Origin of the sequence: Actinomadura sp. HBU206391, assembly GCF_014323665.1 — a bacterium.
Taxonomy (GTDB): Bacteria; Actinomycetota; Actinomycetes; order Streptosporangiales; family Streptosporangiaceae; genus Actinomadura_C.
This window is the reverse complement of record NZ_JABVEB010000056.1, coordinates 1-18,209: the sequence shown is the minus strand read 5'-3', so window position 1 is coordinate 18,209 and position 18,209 is coordinate 1. Positions and strand designations below refer to the sequence as shown.

The following is an 18,209-nucleotide window of genomic DNA, read 5'->3' as shown; positions in this document are numbered from 1 at the left end:
TATTTCCTACCCCGCATATCGCCATGCGATTTTACTGCCTGAGAGGGAAACTAATTCGTATGACCAGGTGAGCAGCTCTGAGGTCCCGAGCCTCCAGCGGACATACCGTCCCGTCTTCTCGCGGCCATTGGTGATGCTGCTTCAGAGCGGAAGAAGGAATGGTCAGTCAAGAGGAGCTGAACAATGCCTCATGGCGCAAGAGCAGCCGGTCCGACTCAGGTAGCGGCGGTTGCGTCAGCATAGCTTTGCTGGGCGTCTACTGTGCGGTGCGGGACAGTAAGGACGTCGATGGCCCGGTGCTCATTTTCAGCACTGCCACCTTGTGCACATTGTTCACAGAAACAAAACGGGGGAAATTCGATTTGCCGACTTGCGGTACGAACGGAGGCGCGGCCGGATGAAGCACCACGCCTCCCAGGCATGTTCGCTTCAGAGCTCGAATTCATTGCCCTTGATGGCGGCCATGAAGGTCCGCCACTCGGTGACCGAGAAGGCGAGCTGAGGACCACCCGGGTTCTTGGAGTCGCGGACCGCCCGCTCCTCACCGATCGCCGCGACCTCGACGCACGCGGCGATGGCCGGGTCGCTGCTACGGCTGCTCTTCCGCCATGCGGGCATGCCAACTGAAGTGCTCATGGTTTCTCCTTAGAACAGACATCCGCCGACACTCGTCAGGCTGCGCCGACAGAGTAGTTGGTATCGAGACCAAACTATCGCAGCATTTCACGGCCGGGAAAGGCTTCTCGTTACGCTTAGCGAAAGCGTCGCTAATGCATAATTACGCTTAATGTAATAAACGCCGCATATCACCGGGACGGCCACGGTCTCCCGCATTCGATGATACGGCCAATGACCAACAAAGTCCCACGATCGCCACCGATCAGTTATCTAGGGGTACGTATCGTCACACCATGGCCGTGATCATCGTGTTCGGCCACGGAATTGGGCAAGATGGCGATCGTGACGGGAACACGACCGGCCGCCGCCCCCGAGACGCGCGAACTCGAAGCGGTGCTCGAACGATTCACCTACGTCAACGACGAGACGGGCTACACCATCGCCCGGGTGGCGACGGAACGCTCGGGCACCGATCTGCTCACGGTCGTCGGTGCGCTGCTGGGCGCCCAGGTCGGTGAGAGCCTGCGGCTCACCGGCCGCTGGACCTCCCATCCGAAGTACGGGCGTCAGTTCGAGGTGCACTCCTACACCACCGTGCTGCCGGCCACGATCCAGGGCATCCGCCGCTATCTGGGCTCCGGGCTGATCAAGGGCATCGGCCCGAAGATGGCCGAGCGGATGGTGGACCATTTCGGCACCGAGATCCTGCGGGTGATCGAGGAGGAGCCCGGCCGGCTGACCGAGGTGCACGGGCTCGGCCCGAAGCGCTCCAAGCTCATCGCCGACGCGTGGGAGGAGCAGAAGGCCATCAAGGAGGTCATGGTCTTCCTGCAGGGCCACGGCGTGTCCACCTCCCTCGCCGTGCGCATCTACAAGCAGTACCGCGAGGAGTCGATCACGGTCGTCCGCAACGAGCCGTACCGGCTGGCGGCCGACGTGTGGGGCATCGGCTTCAAGACCGCCGACGCCATCGCCCGCGCCGTCGGCGTCCCGCACGACAGCCCGGAACGGATCAAGGCCGGCCTGCAGTACACGCTGTCCGAGGCGGCCGACGACGGCCACTGTTATCTTCCCGAGCCCAACCTGATCACTGCGGCGAGGAAGATCCTCGACGTGCCGCGCGAGCTGGTCGGCCCCTGCCTGGCCGAGCTCGTTGCCGCGGAGGGCGTCGTCAGGGAGACGGTCCCGCTGGGCGACGGTGAGGTGCCCGCCGTCTACCTGGTGCCCTTTCACCGGGCCGAGCGATCCCTGGCCGGTGGGCTGCTGGAACTGCTGCGCACCGAGCAGGACCGGATGCCGGCGTTCCAGAACGTCGACTGGGCCAAGGCCCTTGCCTGGCTGCGACAGCGCACCGGACACCAGCTGGCTCCCGAGCAGGAGGAGGCCGTACGGCTCGCGCTCACCGCCAAGGTGGCGGTGCTCACCGGCGGCCCCGGCTGCGGGAAGAGCTTCACCGTACGTTCCATCGTGGAACTGGCCAAGGCCAAGAAGGCCGAGGTCGTGCTGGTCGCGCCCACAGGCCGGGCCGCCAAGCGGCTGGCCGAGCTGACCGGGCACAAGGCGGCCACCGTGCATCGGCTGCTGCAGTTGCAGCCTGGCGGCGACGCCAAGTTCGACCGGGACGACCCGCTCGACGCCGATCTGGTGGTGGTCGACGAGACCTCCATGGTCGACGTGATCCTCGCCAACAAGCTGGTCAAGGCCGTCGCACGCGGCGCCCATCTGCTGCTGGTGGGCGATGTCGACCAACTGCCGTCGGTCGGCGCCGGCGAGGTGCTGCGCGACCTGCTGTCCGCCGGGTCGATCCCGAGGGTACGGCTCACCAAGATCTTTCGGCAGGCTCAGGAGTCCGGCATCGTCGTCAACGCCCACCTCATCAACGCCGGGCGATCACCGCGCACCGAGGGCTTTCCCGACTTCTTCCTGTTCCCCTGCGAGGACACCGAGGCGACCGCGGAACTGACCGTCGACATCGTGGCCGGCCGCATCCCGCGCAGGTTCGGTCTAGACCCGCGCCGCGACGTACAGGTGCTCACGCCCATGCACCGAGGGCCCGCGGGTGCGGGGAACCTCAACACGCTGCTGCAGAACGCGCTCACCCCGCACCTCGACGGGCGGCCCGAGCGGCGTTACGGCGGCCGCGTCTTCCGCGTCGGCGACAAGGTGACCCAGCTGCGCAACAACTACGACAAGGGCGCGGCAGGCGTGTTCAACGGCACCGTCGGCGTGGTGACGGGCCTGTCCCTGGAGGACCAGACGCTGACGGTACGCACCGACGAGGACGAGAGCGTCGACTACGACTTCGCCGAACTCGACGAACTGGCGCACGCGTACGCCATGACCATCCACCGCTCGCAGGGCAGCGAGTATCCGGCCGTGGTCATCCCGCTGACGACCAGCTCCTGGATGATGCTGCAGCGCAACCTTCTCTACACCGCGGTGACCCGCGCCAAGCGACTGGTCGTACTGGCCGGATCCAGGCGGGCCCTCGCCGCTGCCGTGCGCACGGCGGGAGCCGGCCGGCGCCACACCGCTCTCGACCATCGGCTCTGAACCCCGTGCTCGAAGAACCCCTACCCCGATCGCCCTCGAGCCGGGCGCCGTCCCAGGGGTCTCTCAGGGATCCCTCAGGGCGAATCCCGATGTCGCGCCGACGGTGTGCCGGGCATTCTCAATACATGAGCGAAAACACCTCCCCCATCTCGTTCCACCGCATCCGCGAAGGCCGCATCCTCGGCGGAGTCTGCACCAGCCTGTCGCGCCAGTTCGGCGTGGACGTCCACGTCACCAGGCTCGCCCTGGCCGTCGTCGCCTTCTTCACCGGCGGCACCGCCGTTGCCGTCTACGTCGCCGCGTGGCTGCTCATCCCCGATGAGGGCAAAGAGACGTCCATCGCCCAGGACCTGATCAACAAGAGCCAGAGCAAGCACGCCGACAAGTTCGACAAGCACGTCGCGCACTGACCCGGCCATGCCGGGCCAAAACCGTGACCAGCACAGGGCCGTGACCAGCACAGGGTCGTGACCGGCGGCCAGGCCGTCGACCGCTCCGGTGTTCTCCAGGACCCGGAGCGGAGTGGCATCCTGAAGTAATGGACCAGCCGGAGATCTATCTCAGTTTCGCCGCCGAGCTACGGACGTTCCTTGCACCGCGCAACCGCCACGGCCACGTGGCGGTCGCCCACGACGGGACGTCCTCGCTGGGACATCTGATCCAGTCGCTCGGTGTGCCGATCCCGGAGATCGGCGCCCTCGTCGTCGAGGGCCGGGTCGTGGCGCACTCCCACCGCCCGGCCGGCGGCGAGACCATCTCGGTCGAGGCTCCGCGGCGGCCACAGGAACTGCCGATCAACCCGCCGAGATTCCTGCTGGACGTCCATCTCGGCACGCTGGCCCGCCGTATGCGGCTCATCGGCGTCGACACCGCCTACGACAACGACCGCGACGACCCCGCCCTGGTCGTGCAGGCCAACGCCGAGCGGCGGGTTCTGCTGACTCAGGACCGCGGGCTGCTGTGCCGCCGCAATCTGTGGCTCGGCGCCCACGTCCGCGGCACCGACCCCGACGCGCAGTTGCAGGACATCCTGGAGCGGTTCGCACCGCCGCTCGCCCCCTGGACCCGCTGCACCAGTTGCAACGGGGAACTGGCCCCGGCGGGCAAGGACGAGGTGGAACACCTGCTCCGGCCGGGCACCAGCCGCAACTACGACACCTACGGCCGGTGCACCGACTGCGGCCGGGTCTACTGGCGCGGAGCGCACAGCCGGCAACTCGAGGCCATCGTCGAGACGGCGACCCGCACCGTGAGCGCATACCGCTGAGACCGATCGAGCATCGGCGACCAAAAAACAGCGGCCGAATCGGGCGGGCTCTGACTACAGTGCCCGAATGTTCGCAAAACGTCGGAAGGCCGATCCCTCCGTCTACGAGCACCTGCGCGCCCACGCGCCGGTCGACGGGTCCGGGCTTTCCGCGGATGCCGAGACACTGCCCGACTCCGGCGATCTGCGCGACGGCGTCCCCTGGGCCGTGGGCGCGAGGGACGGGGTGCTCACGCACCACTGGGCGGGCTCGGCGGACCCCGACGAGGTCGAGCGTCTCCACAGCGCGATCGTCGCGGCCGTGAAGAGCCGGCGGGCCTACGACGCGCTGCTTGAGGTGGCGATCGAGGTGAGGACCGTCTCACTCGTCGATGAGATCCAGCGGCGGCTGAGGTCGTCCGAACTGGACCAGGAGGCCGTCTACCGGCTCGGCCACCGGCTCGCCGTCACCTCGCGGCATCGTGAGCCCGTGAAGCTGGGCATCGCGATCCTCGGGCTGTTCGACGCCGACCACCATCGCGACGAGCTCATGACGCTCGGGCGGCATGAGGAGTTCACCCTGTTCGCCGCCGTCGCGCTGGCCAACCGCGCGACGGACGCCGAACCGGACCTGTGGGAGCTGGCCCGGCAGGTCGCCGGCTGGGGACGGATCCATCTGGTGGAACGGCTCGCCGACAGCACGAAGCCCGAGATCAGGGACTGGATCCTCCGTGCGGGCTTCCGCAACGACGTGGCGGACGGGTATCTCGCCACGATCGCGGCCGAGGTAGGCGACCTCGCCGGACGGCTGGCCGAAGCCGGGCCCGATGACGAGCTGCTGCACGCGGCGGCCGACATCCTGAGGGCGTTGTGCTCAGACCACGGGCCGTTCGACGGGATGGCCGACTACGCCGATGGCCGGCGCGCCGCCGAGCTGTTCCTCGGGCACATGACCACCCGCGCACAGGACCTGCGCCACTACCTGGCGGTGCACGACGTCCACCGGTACGCCGAGCGGGAGTGGCCGGCCCTGGTGCCCGTGGCCGCCGAGATCCTGGCCCGCCCGCAGTGGCCCGAGCTCGCCCGCCGCGGGCTCGCCTCGACTCAGGCCGACGAGTTCCATCGGGCCGATCGGGTTTGCGACACCCTGGGCATCTCGACCCTCCGGGTGCACATGGAACGGCTGCGAGCAGAACCGTACGACCCGTTCGGCTGGTTCGCCGCGACCCGGCAGGCCGACGCCTCCACCATCGACGAGGTGGTCGGCCTCGCGGTGGAAACGTTGCCGCTCGCGCAGATCGGGACGGGCCCGGCGGACGGGGACGGTGTGGGCGAGATGTACGCGCCGCACCGGTGCCTCGACCACCTGCTGCCCACGCTCGGGGACTGGCCGGGGCGCGGCTGGCCGCTGGTCGCTGCCGCTCTGGCCAGCCCGGTGACCCGCAACCGGAACCAGTCGATCCGTACGCTCGCCGCGTGGGACCGCTCGTCCTGGCCCGCGCAGGCGGCCGAGGCGCTCGACACCGCGCTCGCCCGTGAACCCGTCGCCGAGGTGCGCGACCGCATGCGGAACCTGGCGAACGGCCGCCCTCTGGAGGACTGACCGGCGCCGCACACCCGGGGGCCGCGCGGGCCCCCGCCGTGGTCTCGGCTCTCCGCGTCCGATCACGGTGTGGGGACGGTCCGGGCGATCTCGCGGACGGCGGGAGGGCAGGGTGCCGTGCGCCCCGCGGGCCGTGCCCGCGTCACCCGAATGCGCAGGTCGTACGCACCCGAACGCGGGTAGAGCGGCACGCAGTCCGGGCCCGCCACCAGCGTGCGGCGGCCGAGCGGAGTGGCGATCAGGGGTAGCGCCTCGTAGGTGTGCGGCCGGGCGAGACGCAGCACCCACCACCCCGACGTCGCCAGCCGCGTGCGCGTGCCCTCCACCTCGTAGTAGTCCAGCACCGCCTCATTGGGCGACGCGAGCGCGTACATCGTGAAGCCGTGCTCGGCGGCGGCGAAGACCTCGACCGCGGGTGACCGATAGGCGGAGTGCTCGTAGGCCAGCGCGAACGAACCACCCGCCGGCAGCGGGCGGGCCACCAGAGGCGTGCCGCCGGCCCGCTCCGCCACGATCGACCACGCGCCGCCGTCACCGCCGCCGGACGGGCCGCCCGAGGGGTCGTCGGCAGCGGCCGAACCGCCGAGCAGGAGGGCCCCGCCGGCGCACCAGACCCGGAGGGACGGTCGCCTCATCCTCCGGAGTAGTACCGCTGCGCTCCCGGGTGCAGCTGCACCGGCGTCACCTGCTGGGCGAGCTGCTTGTCGAGGTTCTCGGCCTCTGGGTGCACCCGTACCAGCTCGGCCTTCTTGTCGAACAGCAGCCGGGTGATGTCGTGGGCGAGGTCGTCGCTCATCTTGTCGCTCACGAGCAGGAAGTTGGCGACCCCCACCGTCTTGATGTCGGCGGGCAGGCCGTAGGCGGCACCGCTGATCGTGATCTCACGGTAGGCCGGACCGTACCGCTGGGTGAGCGCGGGCAGCAGATCGGTCGTGTCGACCAGCGCGACGTCCTTCTTGGTACTGGTGAGATCGGTGACCCCGGCGGTCGGCACGCCACCGGACCAGAAGAACGCGTCGATCGTGCCGTCCTTCATGGCCTGCACCGACTCGTTGATGCCGAGCTGCTGCGCCTTGATGCCGGACGCCGGGTCGATCCCCGCGGCGGTCAGCATCCGCTGGGCGATGACCAGCGTGCCGGAGTTCGGCGCGCCGACGCTGACCCGCTTGCCCTTCAGGTCGGCGACCTTCTTCACTCCCGAGCCCTTCGTCACCGCGAGCTGGGTGTAGTTGTCGTAGATCCGGGCGAGCGCGCGGACCGGCTGGGGTGAGCCGAACGACTCCTTGCCCTGTACGGCGTCGGCGGCGCTGTCCGCGAGCGAGAACGCGATGTCGGCGCGGCCCGAGGCCACCAGCTTGATGTTGTCGACGGACGCCGAGGTCGCCGACGCGGTCGCCTCGGTGTTGTCGAGCCCGCCCGAGATGAGCTTGGCCAGACCGCCGCCGTAGATGTAGTAGACGCCGGTCGTCCCGCCCGTGGCGATCGACAGCCGGGTCCCCTGCTGACCACAGGCGACCAGGGTCAGCGCCGCCGCGAGCAACATGGCCGTTAGTCGTTTCATGCCTGTTTCCTCCTTAGCGCGAGATGCACCGCGACCGCCAGGCCGAGCAGGCAGAGCCCGGCCACGACCGGGATGGGTTCGAGGTAGAGGAGCAGCACGGCCGCCACCGCGCAGAGCAGGCGCTCGGGCCATCGCGCCGGACCGATCAGCCACCGTCCGGTGACGACGGCGAGCGCCGCGACCGCCACGATGGAGACGGCCGTCGCGAGCAGCACCTGCGGCCACGGCGCCAACCAGAGCAGCGCCGCGCCGTTGTCGGTGAGGACGAAGGCGAACGGCACCAGGAAGGCCGGCAGCGTGTAACGCCAGGCCATCATCATCGTCTTGAACGCGTCGCCGCCGGTGATGGCGGCGGCCGCCACCGCGGCGAGCGCCGTCGGCGGGCTGACCTCGGAGAGCACCGCGTAGTAGAAGACGAACATGTACGCCTCGGGCGAGGCCACCCCGAGGCCGACCAGCGCGGGCGCGACCACGACCGCGGAGATGATGAACGACGCGGTGACCGGCACAGCGAGACCGAGGACCCAGATCGCGATGGCGGCGAACAGCGCGGTGAGACCCAGGTTCCCGCCCGCCAGCGTCACCACGATGTCGCTCATCTTCAACCCGAGGCCGGTGAGCGTGACGACCCCGACGATGATCCCCGCGACGGCGCAGACGGCGGTCACGGGCAGCACGCCGAGACTCCCCTGCACCAGCGCCTGCCACAGGCGGGACGGCGTCAGCAGGTGCTGCGGGTCGAGGAACGACAGCGCGAAGGCGACGGCGGTGGCGATCACGACCGCCTGGAACGGCGAGCGACCGATCGCCATGAGCACCACGATCAGCACGAGCGAGCTGAAGTGGTAACCGAAGCGCAGGAGCAGCCGGCCGAACGGCGGGGCCTTCACGTCCGTGGGCCTGGTCCTGAGGCGCCGCGCGTCGATCTCGATCGCGAGGAAGACGCCGACGTAGTAGAGGATCGTCGGCACCAGCGCGTACAGCAGGACCTTCAGATAGCTCACGCGCAGCAGCTCGGCGATGATGAACGCCGCCGCGCCCAGGGTGGGCGGTGACAGGATCGCCCCGATGCCGCCCGCCGCCATCACCCCGCCGGCCTGCTCCGGCGGATACCCGGCGCGGCGCAGGATGGGCCACGAGACCGAACCCAGGCTCACCGTGGTGGCCACGCCGGACCCAGACACCGTGCCGAGCAGGAAGCCGGCCGTGGTCACCGTGCGCCCGGGAGCACTCCGCGACTTCCGGAAGGCGGCGAAACTGACGTCGATGAAGAACCGGCTCGCCCCCGACAGGTCGAGTACGGCGCCGTAGATCGTGAACAGCACGATGTAGGTCGCCGCGACGTCGAGCGGGACACCGAAGAAGCCCTCGGTCCCCATGTACAGGTGGTCGACCAGGCTCGACAGGTCATAACCCCGGTGCCCGATCTCCCAGCCGATCGGGATGTATGCGCCGAAGTAGCCGTACAGCAGGAACGCGACGCAGATGGCGGGAAGCGCCCAGCCGACCGTGCGGCGCGCCGCCTCGAGCAGCAGGAGGGTGAGCCCGACGCCCATGGCGAGGTCGGTGCTCGTGGGCTCGGGACCACGGTTCACGAACGCGTCGAAGTCGAGTAGCGGATAGACGAGCACCGCCACCGACGCGGCGGCGAGCAACCAGTCGAGGATACCCGGCGAGTCGGTGCGCGGACCCGCGATGCGCACGGCCTTGCCCTCTACCCCGGGCCCGGCCTCGGCCTCGGCCTCGCCCTCTCCCTCGGCCTCGCCCTTACTATCGGCCGGTTCCGTCGGAGTCCTTCTCCTCCGCACGCGCCTCAGCAGGAGCCCGGACCGGTAGGCGAGGAAGATCAGCGGCAGTGCGACCGCGAGGAACGTCATCCGGTACTGCAGGACCGCGGCCGGGCGGAACACGACCACGAGCGCATAGACGGACAGCAGACCGGAGGCGGTCAAGACGAGGTGCCGGGGCAATCCGGTGAGGCGCCGCGCGGGCCGCTCCTGCTCGTAGTCCTCCGCAGAACCGACCGGTGCCGCCTCAACCGTCATCCGGGGCATCCCTCCTCACAGGAGTTGATCAGGACATTACGGGTCGGCGTTCGCACACAGAAGGCCACCGGCGGCCACGTGGCCGGATCCGGCCACCTGATGACACCGGTCGCCGACCAGTCACACTACGTGTCCGTCACGCGACCGTCAGCGGAATGGGCGTCGTACCGGCACGACGTCGAACAGACCGGCGGGCCCGCCGCGAGGTGCCGCCGAAACCCGCCGGCTCACGCCCGCAGGCCGAAGAGGCCCGGCGGCGGCTCGGGGGACGCCTCCGCAGTGACGTCGGTGACGGGAACCGCACCCGCGACGAAATCGTCGAGCTCCCGGCCGTACAGCACCCGGGCGGCGAACGGGTCCGTGGCCGTCAGCCTGGTCAGCACCGCGGTCGGGAGTTCCCGGTGCGCGGCGACCAGCACGAGGTTGCCGAACCGCCGGCCGCGCAGCACCGCCGGCTCCGCGATCATGCAGACGTACGGGAAGACCGCGCGGACGGTGGCGACCTGCCCGCGCGCGAACGCCAGTGGAGCGCCGTCGGCGATGTTGGCGGCGTACAGCCCGTCCGCCCGCAGTGCCCTGGCGGCGGCGGTGACGAACTCCACGGAGGTGAGGTGGGCCGGGGTCCGGCCGGCCGCGAAGACGTCGGCCACCACGAGATCGAACGCCCCCTCGGGCGCCCGCGAGAGCACCTGCCGGGCGTCACCGGTCCGGACCCGGATCCGCGACGTACGTTCCAGCGGCAACCGGCGGCGGACCAGGTCGACCAGTGCGGCGTCGACCTCGACGACCTGCTGCCCCGAACGCGGCCGGGTCGCCGCGACGTACCTCGCGAGGGTCAGCGCACCACCACCGAGGTGCAGGACCCGCAGCGGCAGGCCGGGCGGCGCGGCCAGATCCACCACGTGGCCGAGCCGCCGTACGTACTCGAACTCCAGATATGCGGGGTCGTCGAGGTCGACATGCGACTGCGGGGTGCCGTCGATCAGCAGGGTCCATGCACGTGGGCGGTCGAGGTCCGGGAGGAACTCGGCCACGCCGGAGTCCACGGCCTCCTGCTCCACCGCCGTCCGCCGGGTCCGCTGCCGATGCGCCATCTCTCCAGTATCGGGTTCGCGGCCGGCGGATGAGCCGCGTCCGCCGGTCCGGGCGTCCGGACCGACAGGGCCCCGACCACATTCCGGTTTGTTCACAAAGGCGGCGGGCCTGGGGCGCGGAGGGTTCGCACGACTAGGTTCCGTACCAAGCGGTGCTCGGCCCGCCGGTATGGAGGACGCCTTGATGATCCCGAACGCCACCCGGGCCATGCGACAGAGCATGCACGCCGTGGCCTTCGACAAGATCGGGGACCGTTACGACGAGGCCTTTCCGAACAAGGAGGGCCAGGAGGCCGCCACCGAATGGCTCATCGATCGGCTGCCGCCGGGGGGCCGGGTGCTCGACGTGGGCTGCGGAACCGGAGCGCCCACCGCCCGCCGTCTCTCCGAGGCCGGATTCGAGGTCACCGGAATCGATATCTCGGAGGTGATGCTGGAGCTTGCCCGCCGCAACGCTCCGCGGGCCACGTTCCTGCGGCTCGACATGGTCGATGTGGACGAGTCACTCGGCACGTTCGATGCGATCGTGGGCTTCTTCTCGGTGCTGATGCTCTCCCGCATGGAGATTCCCATGCTCCTGCGCCGGTTCCGGGATCTGTTGGTTCCGGGCGGTATCTTCCTGCTCTCCATGGTCGAAGAGGATCTGGACGAGGCGCCGGTCGCCTTCCTCGGCCATCCGGTGCGGGTCAGCGCCTATCCGCGCGGCGTGCTGGGTTCGACCGTCGCCAGGGCGGGCTTTGAGATACTCGACCTGCGAGCCGTCGCGTACACCCCCGTGCCCCTGGGGGCTTGGCCCGAGATCCAGCTTTTCCTCTACTGCCGTCGCGATGATCACTGAGCGGCGATACCGGGCCGGCGGTATCGAGTTGGCGCATGTCCCACCGATCGCCTATGCTTTCGGACGTTGCCCAAGCCGGGGATGACCGGCGGGGCCACAGCCGGGGCCACGGTCTCGGCACGCAAGGTCCTGTGGAGCAGCTAGGAGTGCTCGCCACCCTGTCAAGGTGGAGGCCGCGGGTTCAAATCCCGTCAGGACCGCTGAAGGCGCATCAGCGCCCTTGAGGGCAGGTAGCTCAGTCGGTACGAGCGTCCGCCTGAAAAGCGGAAGGTCGGCGGTTCGACCCCGCCCCTGCCCACCTCTCTGAACAGCCAAAACGCCCCGGAGCCACAGGCCCGGGGCGTTTTTGACGACAACGTACGGCGGACGGTCGCAGTTTGTGCAACCGTCTACGACCATGCTGATCACGAGCTGAGGCCGTCTCGCCACCAGGTCCGGCTTCGATGTGCCTCGTAGCTGTCACCTTCTCCGGCTTCCCAGGCTGGCGATTCGCGGGAGCGTGTCGGGCGACCTCTGTAGGCTTTGGGGAGTGGGAGGAGGCCCAGGATGACCGCACAACCACACGACTTCACTCCTGGCAGCGCACCCGAGCCGGCCAAGAGTCTGCGAGCCATCCGGGCCGCCCTGGTGGTGCCCCAAGACCGCGAAGCTTTCGACGCCGGGCTCAAAGCGGTGCTCGATGAGGTCCGGGTGAACCTCGACCTCGGAGTGCTGAACGACTTCGTACATCGCTGGTGGATCTCCGCTTGCGACTCGGCACACGACCCCGAAGGGCGTCGGCGGATGCACGCCCGCGCCGGTCAGATCGCCGCTGGGGAGGCTGTCCCTGCGGGAAGGCCGTGGCGTGAGCTCCTCACTGAGCGCGAGAACGGACGGTAGGTGTACCGGCTCAGCTTGGACCGGGTCGCTGAGGAACAGATCAACGCGGTCCCCGAGGGAGCTCTACGCCCAATCGCCGAGTTGTTCACCTTGCTGGAGACGGCGCCTTGGAGCGGGCAGCCGTTCAACCCTGCCAATCCCAGGGGCAACATGCTCACGCACGCCTTCGGCGAACGCGGGCTCGCCACATACCTTGTCCTCGAAGAACGACGCGAGGTGCACGTGCTCCGCATTGAATGGCCATGATCAACACTTCGTGACGGGCTGCGGCCGTTGGGGAAAGGCTACGCCGCACGCTCCGGAGGTCACGGGGATTGGGCACCACGCGAGCGCTGGTGGTCACGATCTACGATGCACCGATGCGCTACCTAGTTGAATCCTTCGCTCTCAGTGCCCTGCGACGGGGGAAGACTATCGCGCAGTTCCTTGTGACGGGCAAATGATCCGTTGGTACCGAGGCCAGCGTGTTGGCAGGTCAGGAATTTGGCCTGAGGTCGACTTTGCAAGCCAGGTGTCAGGGGTTTCCCGAAAACCAGAGCTCCTGCCGCTTCAATAGCCTCTTTGCAGTGTGCTGCGTGGCTTGAGAAGCCGCCTTGGCCTGCCCTTGGGCGATCTCATGTAGGCGATCGGCGAAGCGTTCACTCTCTGAAGCGACCATCCAATTCAACGCACTGGCAATCCAGTGATCCGACCAGGCACACAGCCCCATCTCAACCACCTTGGCCAACGCCTCACCAAGGTCTGGGTCACCAGGTCTCAGCAGTTCCCGAGCCTCCGCCTCCACCTCGTCACGCGACCTCTGCAGCAGGGGCAACAACCACATGCGGGACCGAGCGAGGGGAACAGCAGAGTGCTGTGGAGGAGCGTCGAAGGCCCACTCACCATCCACCAGCACCAACCACGTTTCGCCCGGCTTCACCGCCAAAATCTTGCGTGTTGCGGAAGCCATCACAGGGCAAGTGTCCCACGGAGTATCCGACCAAGAGCCGGAACATACTCGGAATGGCGCTGGGCAAGAAGACAACGGCGTTCGGCAGCAGCCCAGCGGCATGATTGAGCAAGATCGGGGAAGCGCCCTCCGGATCCGTGTCCTCAGACGTCGATCTTTAGCGCCGCTGAATCATCCAGTTCCAACCTGAACTCTGGCCCCGGTTTCGACGGTTGCCATCCCCGGCCCATCGCCGCAGTGATCGCGGTAGTGACGGTCCGGGGGAGGACGACTCCAGCCGGGAGCCCCAAACAGTTGCTCGGGTGAGCACACGGCAGGGAGACCACCAAGCGAGCGCCGGGCCCGCAGACCTGCTGTACGGCGAAGGTCAGCGGAGACCATCCCATCGCCTGGCAGTACGTTGGCCGACCGTGTACCTTCCAACGAAACTCGGCATCGCCGACGGATATCCGTCGTGATCCCTTCCTTGCCAGTGCCACAGGACCTCCGCCATATCACCGACCCTTGAGGACTCTAGAGCGGCCCAATCGGACATCTCCACTGATTAAGGGCTCGCCAACAGGATGAGTTCGTGGGAGCCACACGACCAGACGATCTCAAATCACAGTGAGCGAGTACGGAAACCGGCAGCACGACAGCCGCGCGTGCTGACTGACCTGAACCGGGTCACCAGCGCCGCCGTCAAGCCGACCCACGACCGCTGCCCGTCGACCACGCCCAGCGACGTTAAGCCGGACAGCACCAACGGCACGTACGACGGCTCAAAGGCCGAGGGCAGCACCGACGAAGCTGACGACAGTCCTGACGACAACAGCCCCACACACACGGCACCAGTCACAGCCGTGAAGCACCGTCCACCTCGGCGAGCGTCCCGTGAACAGGGCGGTTGCTACTTCTGAAAAGCGGAAGGTCGGCGGTTCGACCCCGCCCCTGCCCACCGCCTTTGAACAGCCGAAAGACCCCGAGCGAAGATCGCCCGGGGTCTTTTTGACAGCAACGGCATCAGCCGAGGGCATCCCCCAGCTTCCGCAGCGCCGCCCGTTTCTCATCCAGTGCCGCATGAGCGTAGATCGTCATGGTGACCTCGATGTCACTGTGGCCGACGATCTCTCGGACGACGTGGGGCGGCACACCCAGTGCCAAGAGCAGTGAGACGCAGGTGTGGCGCATGTCGTGGAACCGCATGCCACCGAGTCCGGCAACCTCCCGGATACGGCCCCAGCTACGGCGCAGGTTGTCCGGCTCCATCGGGGTGCCGATCCGGGACGGGAAGACGAGTCCGTGATCCTGCCAGTCCGGCCATGCCTCTGAGCGTTCGGCGTTCTGCCTCTCCTTGTGCTCGCAAAGCGCCATGATGCACAGCGTGGGCAGCGGGACAGTCCGCTCTGAGTCGTCGGTCTTGGGCGGCACGAATCGCAGCGCTCCCCCGATCCGCTGGAGGGTCTGGACCACTTCCAGGGTCGCACTCTCGACCCCGCTGTCCCCGCAGCGCTGGCAGGGCTGACCGACCTTGCCGCCGTCCTCTTCAACGCAGGCCCGGCACGAGGTGAGGTTTACGTCCTCCCACCGCAGCCCAAGGAGTTCGCCACGCCGCAGGCCAAGACACAGCGCCAGAACGTACAGCGCGTAAAGCCTTTCGTCTCTGGCTGCCTTGAGGACCACGCGCGCCTGCTCCGCCGTGAGCCCGCGGTTCACCTTGTACTTGGGCGTGGTCACCGTGACGAGCTTGGCCACGTTGCGCGGAATGATCTCCTCCCGCACGGCGGTTTGGAGCGCATTCCGTAGAACGGCGTGGACCGACTGGATCATGCGCACCGACAACCGTGATTCGCAGCACTGGCCGCCTCTGAGAGCACAGCAGCGCGGCTCTTCACGGCAGGCGTCCCAGCCGTTGCGGCAGCACTGGCACGCCTCCCGGATACGGGTGATCGCCAGCCGGACGTCACGGGCCGCCAGCTTCCCGAGCCGCTTCTTACCGAGTTCCGGGATCAGATGCCGCCGGATAGCGCTCTCGTATCCCTGGTAGGTCTTGGGACGCCGCTCGACGCTGACCACGTGTTTGAGCCAGTACGTGAGGTACTGCTCCACCGTCCAACTCTCCGAGGCCACCGGGATGCCTTGGTCGACCTGACTCAGGAGCTCGGTCAGCTTCTTACGGGCTTCCTCGTGCGACCGGGCGTAACCCTGGACACGCTTGAGAGTGCCCGCTGTCGTGAGCGCATACGCCGCGAAGCCATAACGTCCGTCCTTGCGGAGCCAGATGCTCCCCTCGCCGTTGCCCCGCTTCCGCCGGCTCTTGCGCGGCTTTCGGTCTTCGGGCTCGGGGGTGGGCGCGGTAGCGGTCATCAGGCGGCTACCTCCATGGACCGGGCAAGAAACTCGTCAAGTGCGGCGACCGGAACGAGACGGCGACGGCCGATCTTGACCGTGCGGAGTTGGTTAGAGCGGATCAGGTTGTAGACGGACCAGCGGCTGACTCGAAGCCGTTCGGCGGCCTCGTCAACGGTCAGAACGAGATCGGTCAAGCTGCGCTCCCTTGAGCCGTGACAAATGGATCAAGCGGTGGCAGTGGCTGGCCGGTCAGGGCGGCGGTGAGGATCACTTCGCCGGGACTCATGCCTTGACCGAGGTAGCGCCAGTCGGTGATGACGAGCACCTGGTCCTCGTCGTCGAAGGGCAGGCGTCCGGTGGTGATGTGGTGTTCGCGCTGGTTGTGGTCGAGCCGGGCGGCTCGGAGTGCGCTGAGGGTGGTGGAGTAGCGGCGGGATTTGGTGGAGAAGTGGCCGCGGAAGCCGAGCATGTGGGCCCACTCGGCGAGCCGCAGTTCGGCCAGCACTCCGGAACGATGCGCGGTGCATCTGCCTTGCGGAGTGGCGGAGCTTGCTAACGCCCGTGCTAACAATGGCCGTGGACGGATTTGGACGGCGCAGCGACTCAGCAGCAGGTCAGTGGACGGATGTGGATCGCTGTGGACGTCGCTCGCCCCATCGTAATAAACGCTCCACGCTGCCGAAGTAGTCTCTTGTAGATCAAGGTAGCGGCGCCTCACGGCGCCGCAGGCCGCCCGCTCCGGCACGCCCTACGGGCGTGCGGCGTGGGCGCCGGTCCCTCCAGCCGTGCCGTAGCGAGCGACCCACACCGCGACGGTCATCGCAGTATCCAGCTCCAGCAGCACCGTCACCAGGACAGCCCTGCCGATGGCCCTCACCACAGGTCGTCTAGCGCAGCGAGCAACTTCCGAAACCGCCGAGCATCCCGCCGCGGCAGAGCAAGGGCGATCACTTCCAACGCCTCACGCACCTCTGCTGGATCAGGACAACAGCCCCAATACCCGCAGCCCGGATACTTCGGATCGTAGAGTCGGCGGTACGGACTGTGGACCCAGGAGGACCAGCCACTCAGAGCTTCAGTGGCCGTACCACGCCAGTCCCGTTCGTATTGGAGCCTGGCCACGACGAGCCGTCCATGTGGAGACAGGTCAGTAAATCCGGACAGGACAGATCGAGAGCCAAACATTCTCCGTCGACGATCGCGGTACGCCCGGAAACGGATGTCAGCACGTAGCTGAGCCGGCCGTCTACGCGGCATCGTCCTTTCGCGTCAGCAACACAAAGCCCATCCTTGCACAACGCGGTGCTTGGAAAACGCCTCCGGCGGGGCCTCAGGCTCCGGGATGGCCGATCCAGCCCGCCGCCACAAGGTCTGTCAGAGGCTGAGGTGGAAACCTTGTTCTCCCGCCTGCCTTCGCCCAGGACAAGCCGAGCAGCCAGAGCCCAGGGGCGAAGCGCAGACAATGAGGACAGGCGGGCGGACCTGCGGCCCGATGCATAGGGCCGCTGGCCAGGTGGGGTCAGATTCGCATGACTGATCCTTCTATGTCGGGGCGGAGTGGGAGCCTGTGGGGCGAGGGCCAGTCCGGGAATGGGGTGTAACGCGTGCGGAAGAGCCCGATCGCCAGACTGGGATTTTTGGCTGCAGTCGCGGCGGTGCTCGCGGCGGCGCCGGCGGTGCTGGTGGCCGCAGTGGTGAAGGACTGGCGGTGGCTGACCGCCGCCGCCGTCGCGGCCCCGATCGCGATGGTGTTTGCCGGGGTCTTGCAGGAGCGGTTCAAAAGGAACATTCAGGCCCGTGACGATCTCGCCAAGGAGGTCGCCAAGGGCGTGTTGGTCCCGGGTGGGAGGTTGCCGCGGGTGCGGGAGGTCGTTGACCCGATCGCGGTAGGGGTGCATCCAGCACCGCTGCAGGAACCAGCCGCTGGTGACGACGGTCAGCTGACAGTTCGTGGCGTTGGTGGGGATCGCGTGCCGGTGTATGTGCCGCGTGATGTGGATGTCGAGCTGCGCCGTGTGCTTGGTCGTGGCGGGTTTGTGCTATTGGCAGGGGATTCCACGGCGGGCAAGACTCGGGCGGCCTTTGAGGCGATGCGGGCGGTGTTGCCCGACCATATTCTGATCGTTCCGGAGAGTCGGGACGGTGTGGCGGCCGCGGTGGCGAAGGCGGCGACGGTGCGGCGGTGTGTGCTGTGGCTCAACGACCTTGAGCTGTACCTAGGGCCAGGGGGGCTGACCCGCAAGTACGTCATTGAGCTGGTGGGAGAGGGAGACCACCACCGGGTTGTGTTGGCTACGTTGCGGGCTGTCGAGGAGGAGAGACTGACTACTAGCGGGGAGGAGGGCCGTCAACTTCAACGCGACAACCAGGCCGTGCTCGACCAAGCGCACCGGATCTTTGTGGACCGCCAGTTCAGCCCCGCTGAACAGAACCGCGCGGCGGAATTGGCCGACGAGGACCCTCGGATCGGCGACGCGCTGGCCCACGCGGGG

Annotated in this window: 17 protein-coding genes, 2 tRNA genes and 1 pseudogene; 11 read left to right on the top strand and 9 right to left on the bottom strand. The window is 67.9% G+C overall.

Annotated elements, in window-relative coordinates:
• Window positions 1-158 precede the first annotated feature (158 nt).
• A complete protein-coding gene (locus HKK72_RS18570) occupies window positions 159-401 on the top strand; it encodes a DUF397 domain-containing protein (protein WP_187235644.1) in 243 nt (80 codons plus the stop codon).
• Between the two features lie 28 nt (window positions 402-429).
• Here HKK72_RS18570 and HKK72_RS18565 read toward each other — a convergent pair whose 3' ends face one another.
• Window positions 430-636, bottom strand: a complete 207-nt coding sequence (locus tag HKK72_RS18565; protein WP_222720866.1) for a DUF397 domain-containing protein — start codon at window positions 634-636, stop codon at window positions 430-432.
• Window positions 637-960: 324 nt separating this feature from the next.
• Between HKK72_RS18565 and HKK72_RS18560 the strand changes: the two genes are divergently transcribed.
• From HKK72_RS18560 to HKK72_RS18545, 4 genes are all read left to right on the top strand, one after another.
• Complete coding sequence (locus tag HKK72_RS18560; RefSeq protein WP_315987325.1) at window positions 961-3,171, top strand: ATP-dependent RecD-like DNA helicase; 2,211 nt, start codon at window positions 961-963, stop codon at window positions 3,169-3,171.
• Window positions 3,172-3,296: 125 nt separating this feature from the next.
• Window positions 3,297-3,581, top strand: coding sequence for a PspC domain-containing protein (locus tag HKK72_RS18555; protein WP_187235642.1), 285 nt, complete (start codon window positions 3,297-3,299; stop codon window positions 3,579-3,581).
• Between the two features lie 128 nt (window positions 3,582-3,709).
• Window positions 3,710-4,438: a Mut7-C RNAse domain-containing protein gene (locus tag HKK72_RS18550; protein WP_187235641.1), complete on the top strand. Its 729-nt coding sequence runs from the start codon at window positions 3,710-3,712 to the stop codon at window positions 4,436-4,438.
• Window positions 4,439-4,505: 67 nt separating this feature from the next.
• A complete protein-coding gene (locus HKK72_RS18545) occupies window positions 4,506-6,020 on the top strand; it encodes a hypothetical protein (protein ID WP_187235640.1) in 1,515 nt (504 codons plus the stop codon).
• 62 nt (window positions 6,021-6,082) lie between these two features.
• Here the strand turns inward: HKK72_RS18545 and HKK72_RS18540 are convergent, their stop codons facing one another.
• The 4 genes from HKK72_RS18540 to HKK72_RS18525 all read right to left on the bottom strand — a co-directional run bounded on the left by HKK72_RS18540 (window position 6,083) and on the right by HKK72_RS18525 (window position 10,720).
• A complete protein-coding gene (locus HKK72_RS18540) occupies window positions 6,083-6,655 on the bottom strand; it encodes a hypothetical protein (RefSeq protein WP_187235639.1) in 573 nt (190 codons plus the stop codon).
• Window positions 6,652-7,581, bottom strand: coding sequence for a TAXI family TRAP transporter solute-binding subunit (locus HKK72_RS18535; protein ID WP_187235638.1), 930 nt, complete (start codon window positions 7,579-7,581; stop codon window positions 6,652-6,654). The genes HKK72_RS18540 and HKK72_RS18535 overlap by 4 nt, the downstream gene beginning before the upstream one ends.
• A complete protein-coding gene (locus HKK72_RS18530) occupies window positions 7,578-9,626 on the bottom strand; it encodes a TRAP transporter permease (protein WP_222720865.1) in 2,049 nt (682 codons plus the stop codon). The genes HKK72_RS18535 and HKK72_RS18530 overlap by 4 nt, the downstream gene beginning before the upstream one ends.
• A gap of 227 nt (window positions 9,627-9,853) precedes the next feature.
• Window positions 9,854-10,720: a spermidine synthase gene (locus HKK72_RS18525; protein WP_187235636.1), complete on the bottom strand. Its 867-nt coding sequence runs from the start codon at window positions 10,718-10,720 to the stop codon at window positions 9,854-9,856.
• 184 nt (window positions 10,721-10,904) lie between these two features.
• Here HKK72_RS18525 and HKK72_RS18520 point away from each other — a divergent pair, with 184 nt between their 5' ends.
• The 5 genes from HKK72_RS18520 (at window position 10,905) to HKK72_RS18500 (ending at window position 12,683) form a co-directional block, all read left to right on the top strand.
• Complete coding sequence (locus HKK72_RS18520; protein ID WP_261986951.1) at window positions 10,905-11,558, top strand: class I SAM-dependent methyltransferase; 654 nt, start codon at window positions 10,905-10,907, stop codon at window positions 11,556-11,558.
• 125 nt (window positions 11,559-11,683) lie between these two features.
• Window positions 11,684-11,758: transfer RNA gene (locus tag HKK72_RS18515), tRNA-Asp, on the top strand.
• Window positions 11,759-11,782: 24 nt separating this feature from the next.
• Window positions 11,783-11,856, top strand: a tRNA-Phe gene (locus tag HKK72_RS18510).
• A 248-nt stretch (window positions 11,857-12,104) separates the two neighbouring features.
• The gene (locus tag HKK72_RS18505; protein WP_187235634.1) at window positions 12,105-12,437 is read left to right on the top strand and encodes a DUF6247 family protein; all 333 of its coding nucleotides are present in this window, start codon (window positions 12,105-12,107) and stop codon (window positions 12,435-12,437) included.
• 15 nt (window positions 12,438-12,452) lie between these two features.
• Window positions 12,453-12,683 carry a hypothetical protein gene (locus HKK72_RS18500; RefSeq protein WP_187235656.1) on the top strand — a complete coding sequence of 77 codons (231 nt, stop codon included), beginning with the start codon at window positions 12,453-12,455 and terminating at the stop codon, window positions 12,681-12,683.
• 268 nt (window positions 12,684-12,951) lie between these two features.
• Here HKK72_RS18500 and HKK72_RS18495 read toward each other — a convergent pair whose 3' ends face one another.
• From HKK72_RS18495 to HKK72_RS42785, 4 genes are all read right to left on the bottom strand, one after another.
• The gene (locus HKK72_RS18495; protein WP_187235633.1) at window positions 12,952-13,389 is read right to left on the bottom strand and encodes a hypothetical protein; all 438 of its coding nucleotides are present in this window, start codon (window positions 13,387-13,389) and stop codon (window positions 12,952-12,954) included.
• Window positions 13,390-14,388: 999 nt separating this feature from the next.
• Window positions 14,389-15,732: a tyrosine-type recombinase/integrase gene (locus HKK72_RS18490; RefSeq protein ID WP_187235632.1), complete on the bottom strand. Its 1,344-nt coding sequence runs from the start codon at window positions 15,730-15,732 to the stop codon at window positions 14,389-14,391.
• Window positions 15,732-15,911 carry a helix-turn-helix domain-containing protein gene (locus HKK72_RS18485; RefSeq protein ID WP_187235631.1) on the bottom strand — a complete coding sequence of 60 codons (180 nt, stop codon included), beginning with the start codon at window positions 15,909-15,911 and terminating at the stop codon, window positions 15,732-15,734. Before HKK72_RS18485 ends, HKK72_RS18490 begins: the two co-directional genes overlap by 1 nt.
• Window positions 15,908-16,222 carry a replication initiator gene (locus HKK72_RS42785; protein WP_410050317.1) on the bottom strand — a complete coding sequence of 105 codons (315 nt, stop codon included), beginning with the start codon at window positions 16,220-16,222 and terminating at the stop codon, window positions 15,908-15,910. Before HKK72_RS42785 ends, HKK72_RS18485 begins: the two co-directional genes overlap by 4 nt.
• Before the next feature lie 1,099 nt (window positions 16,223-17,321).
• Here HKK72_RS42785 and HKK72_RS18475 point away from each other — a divergent pair.
• Window positions 17,322-18,209 (top strand): annotated as a pseudogene (locus tag HKK72_RS18475) (tetratricopeptide repeat protein); the annotation flags it as partial.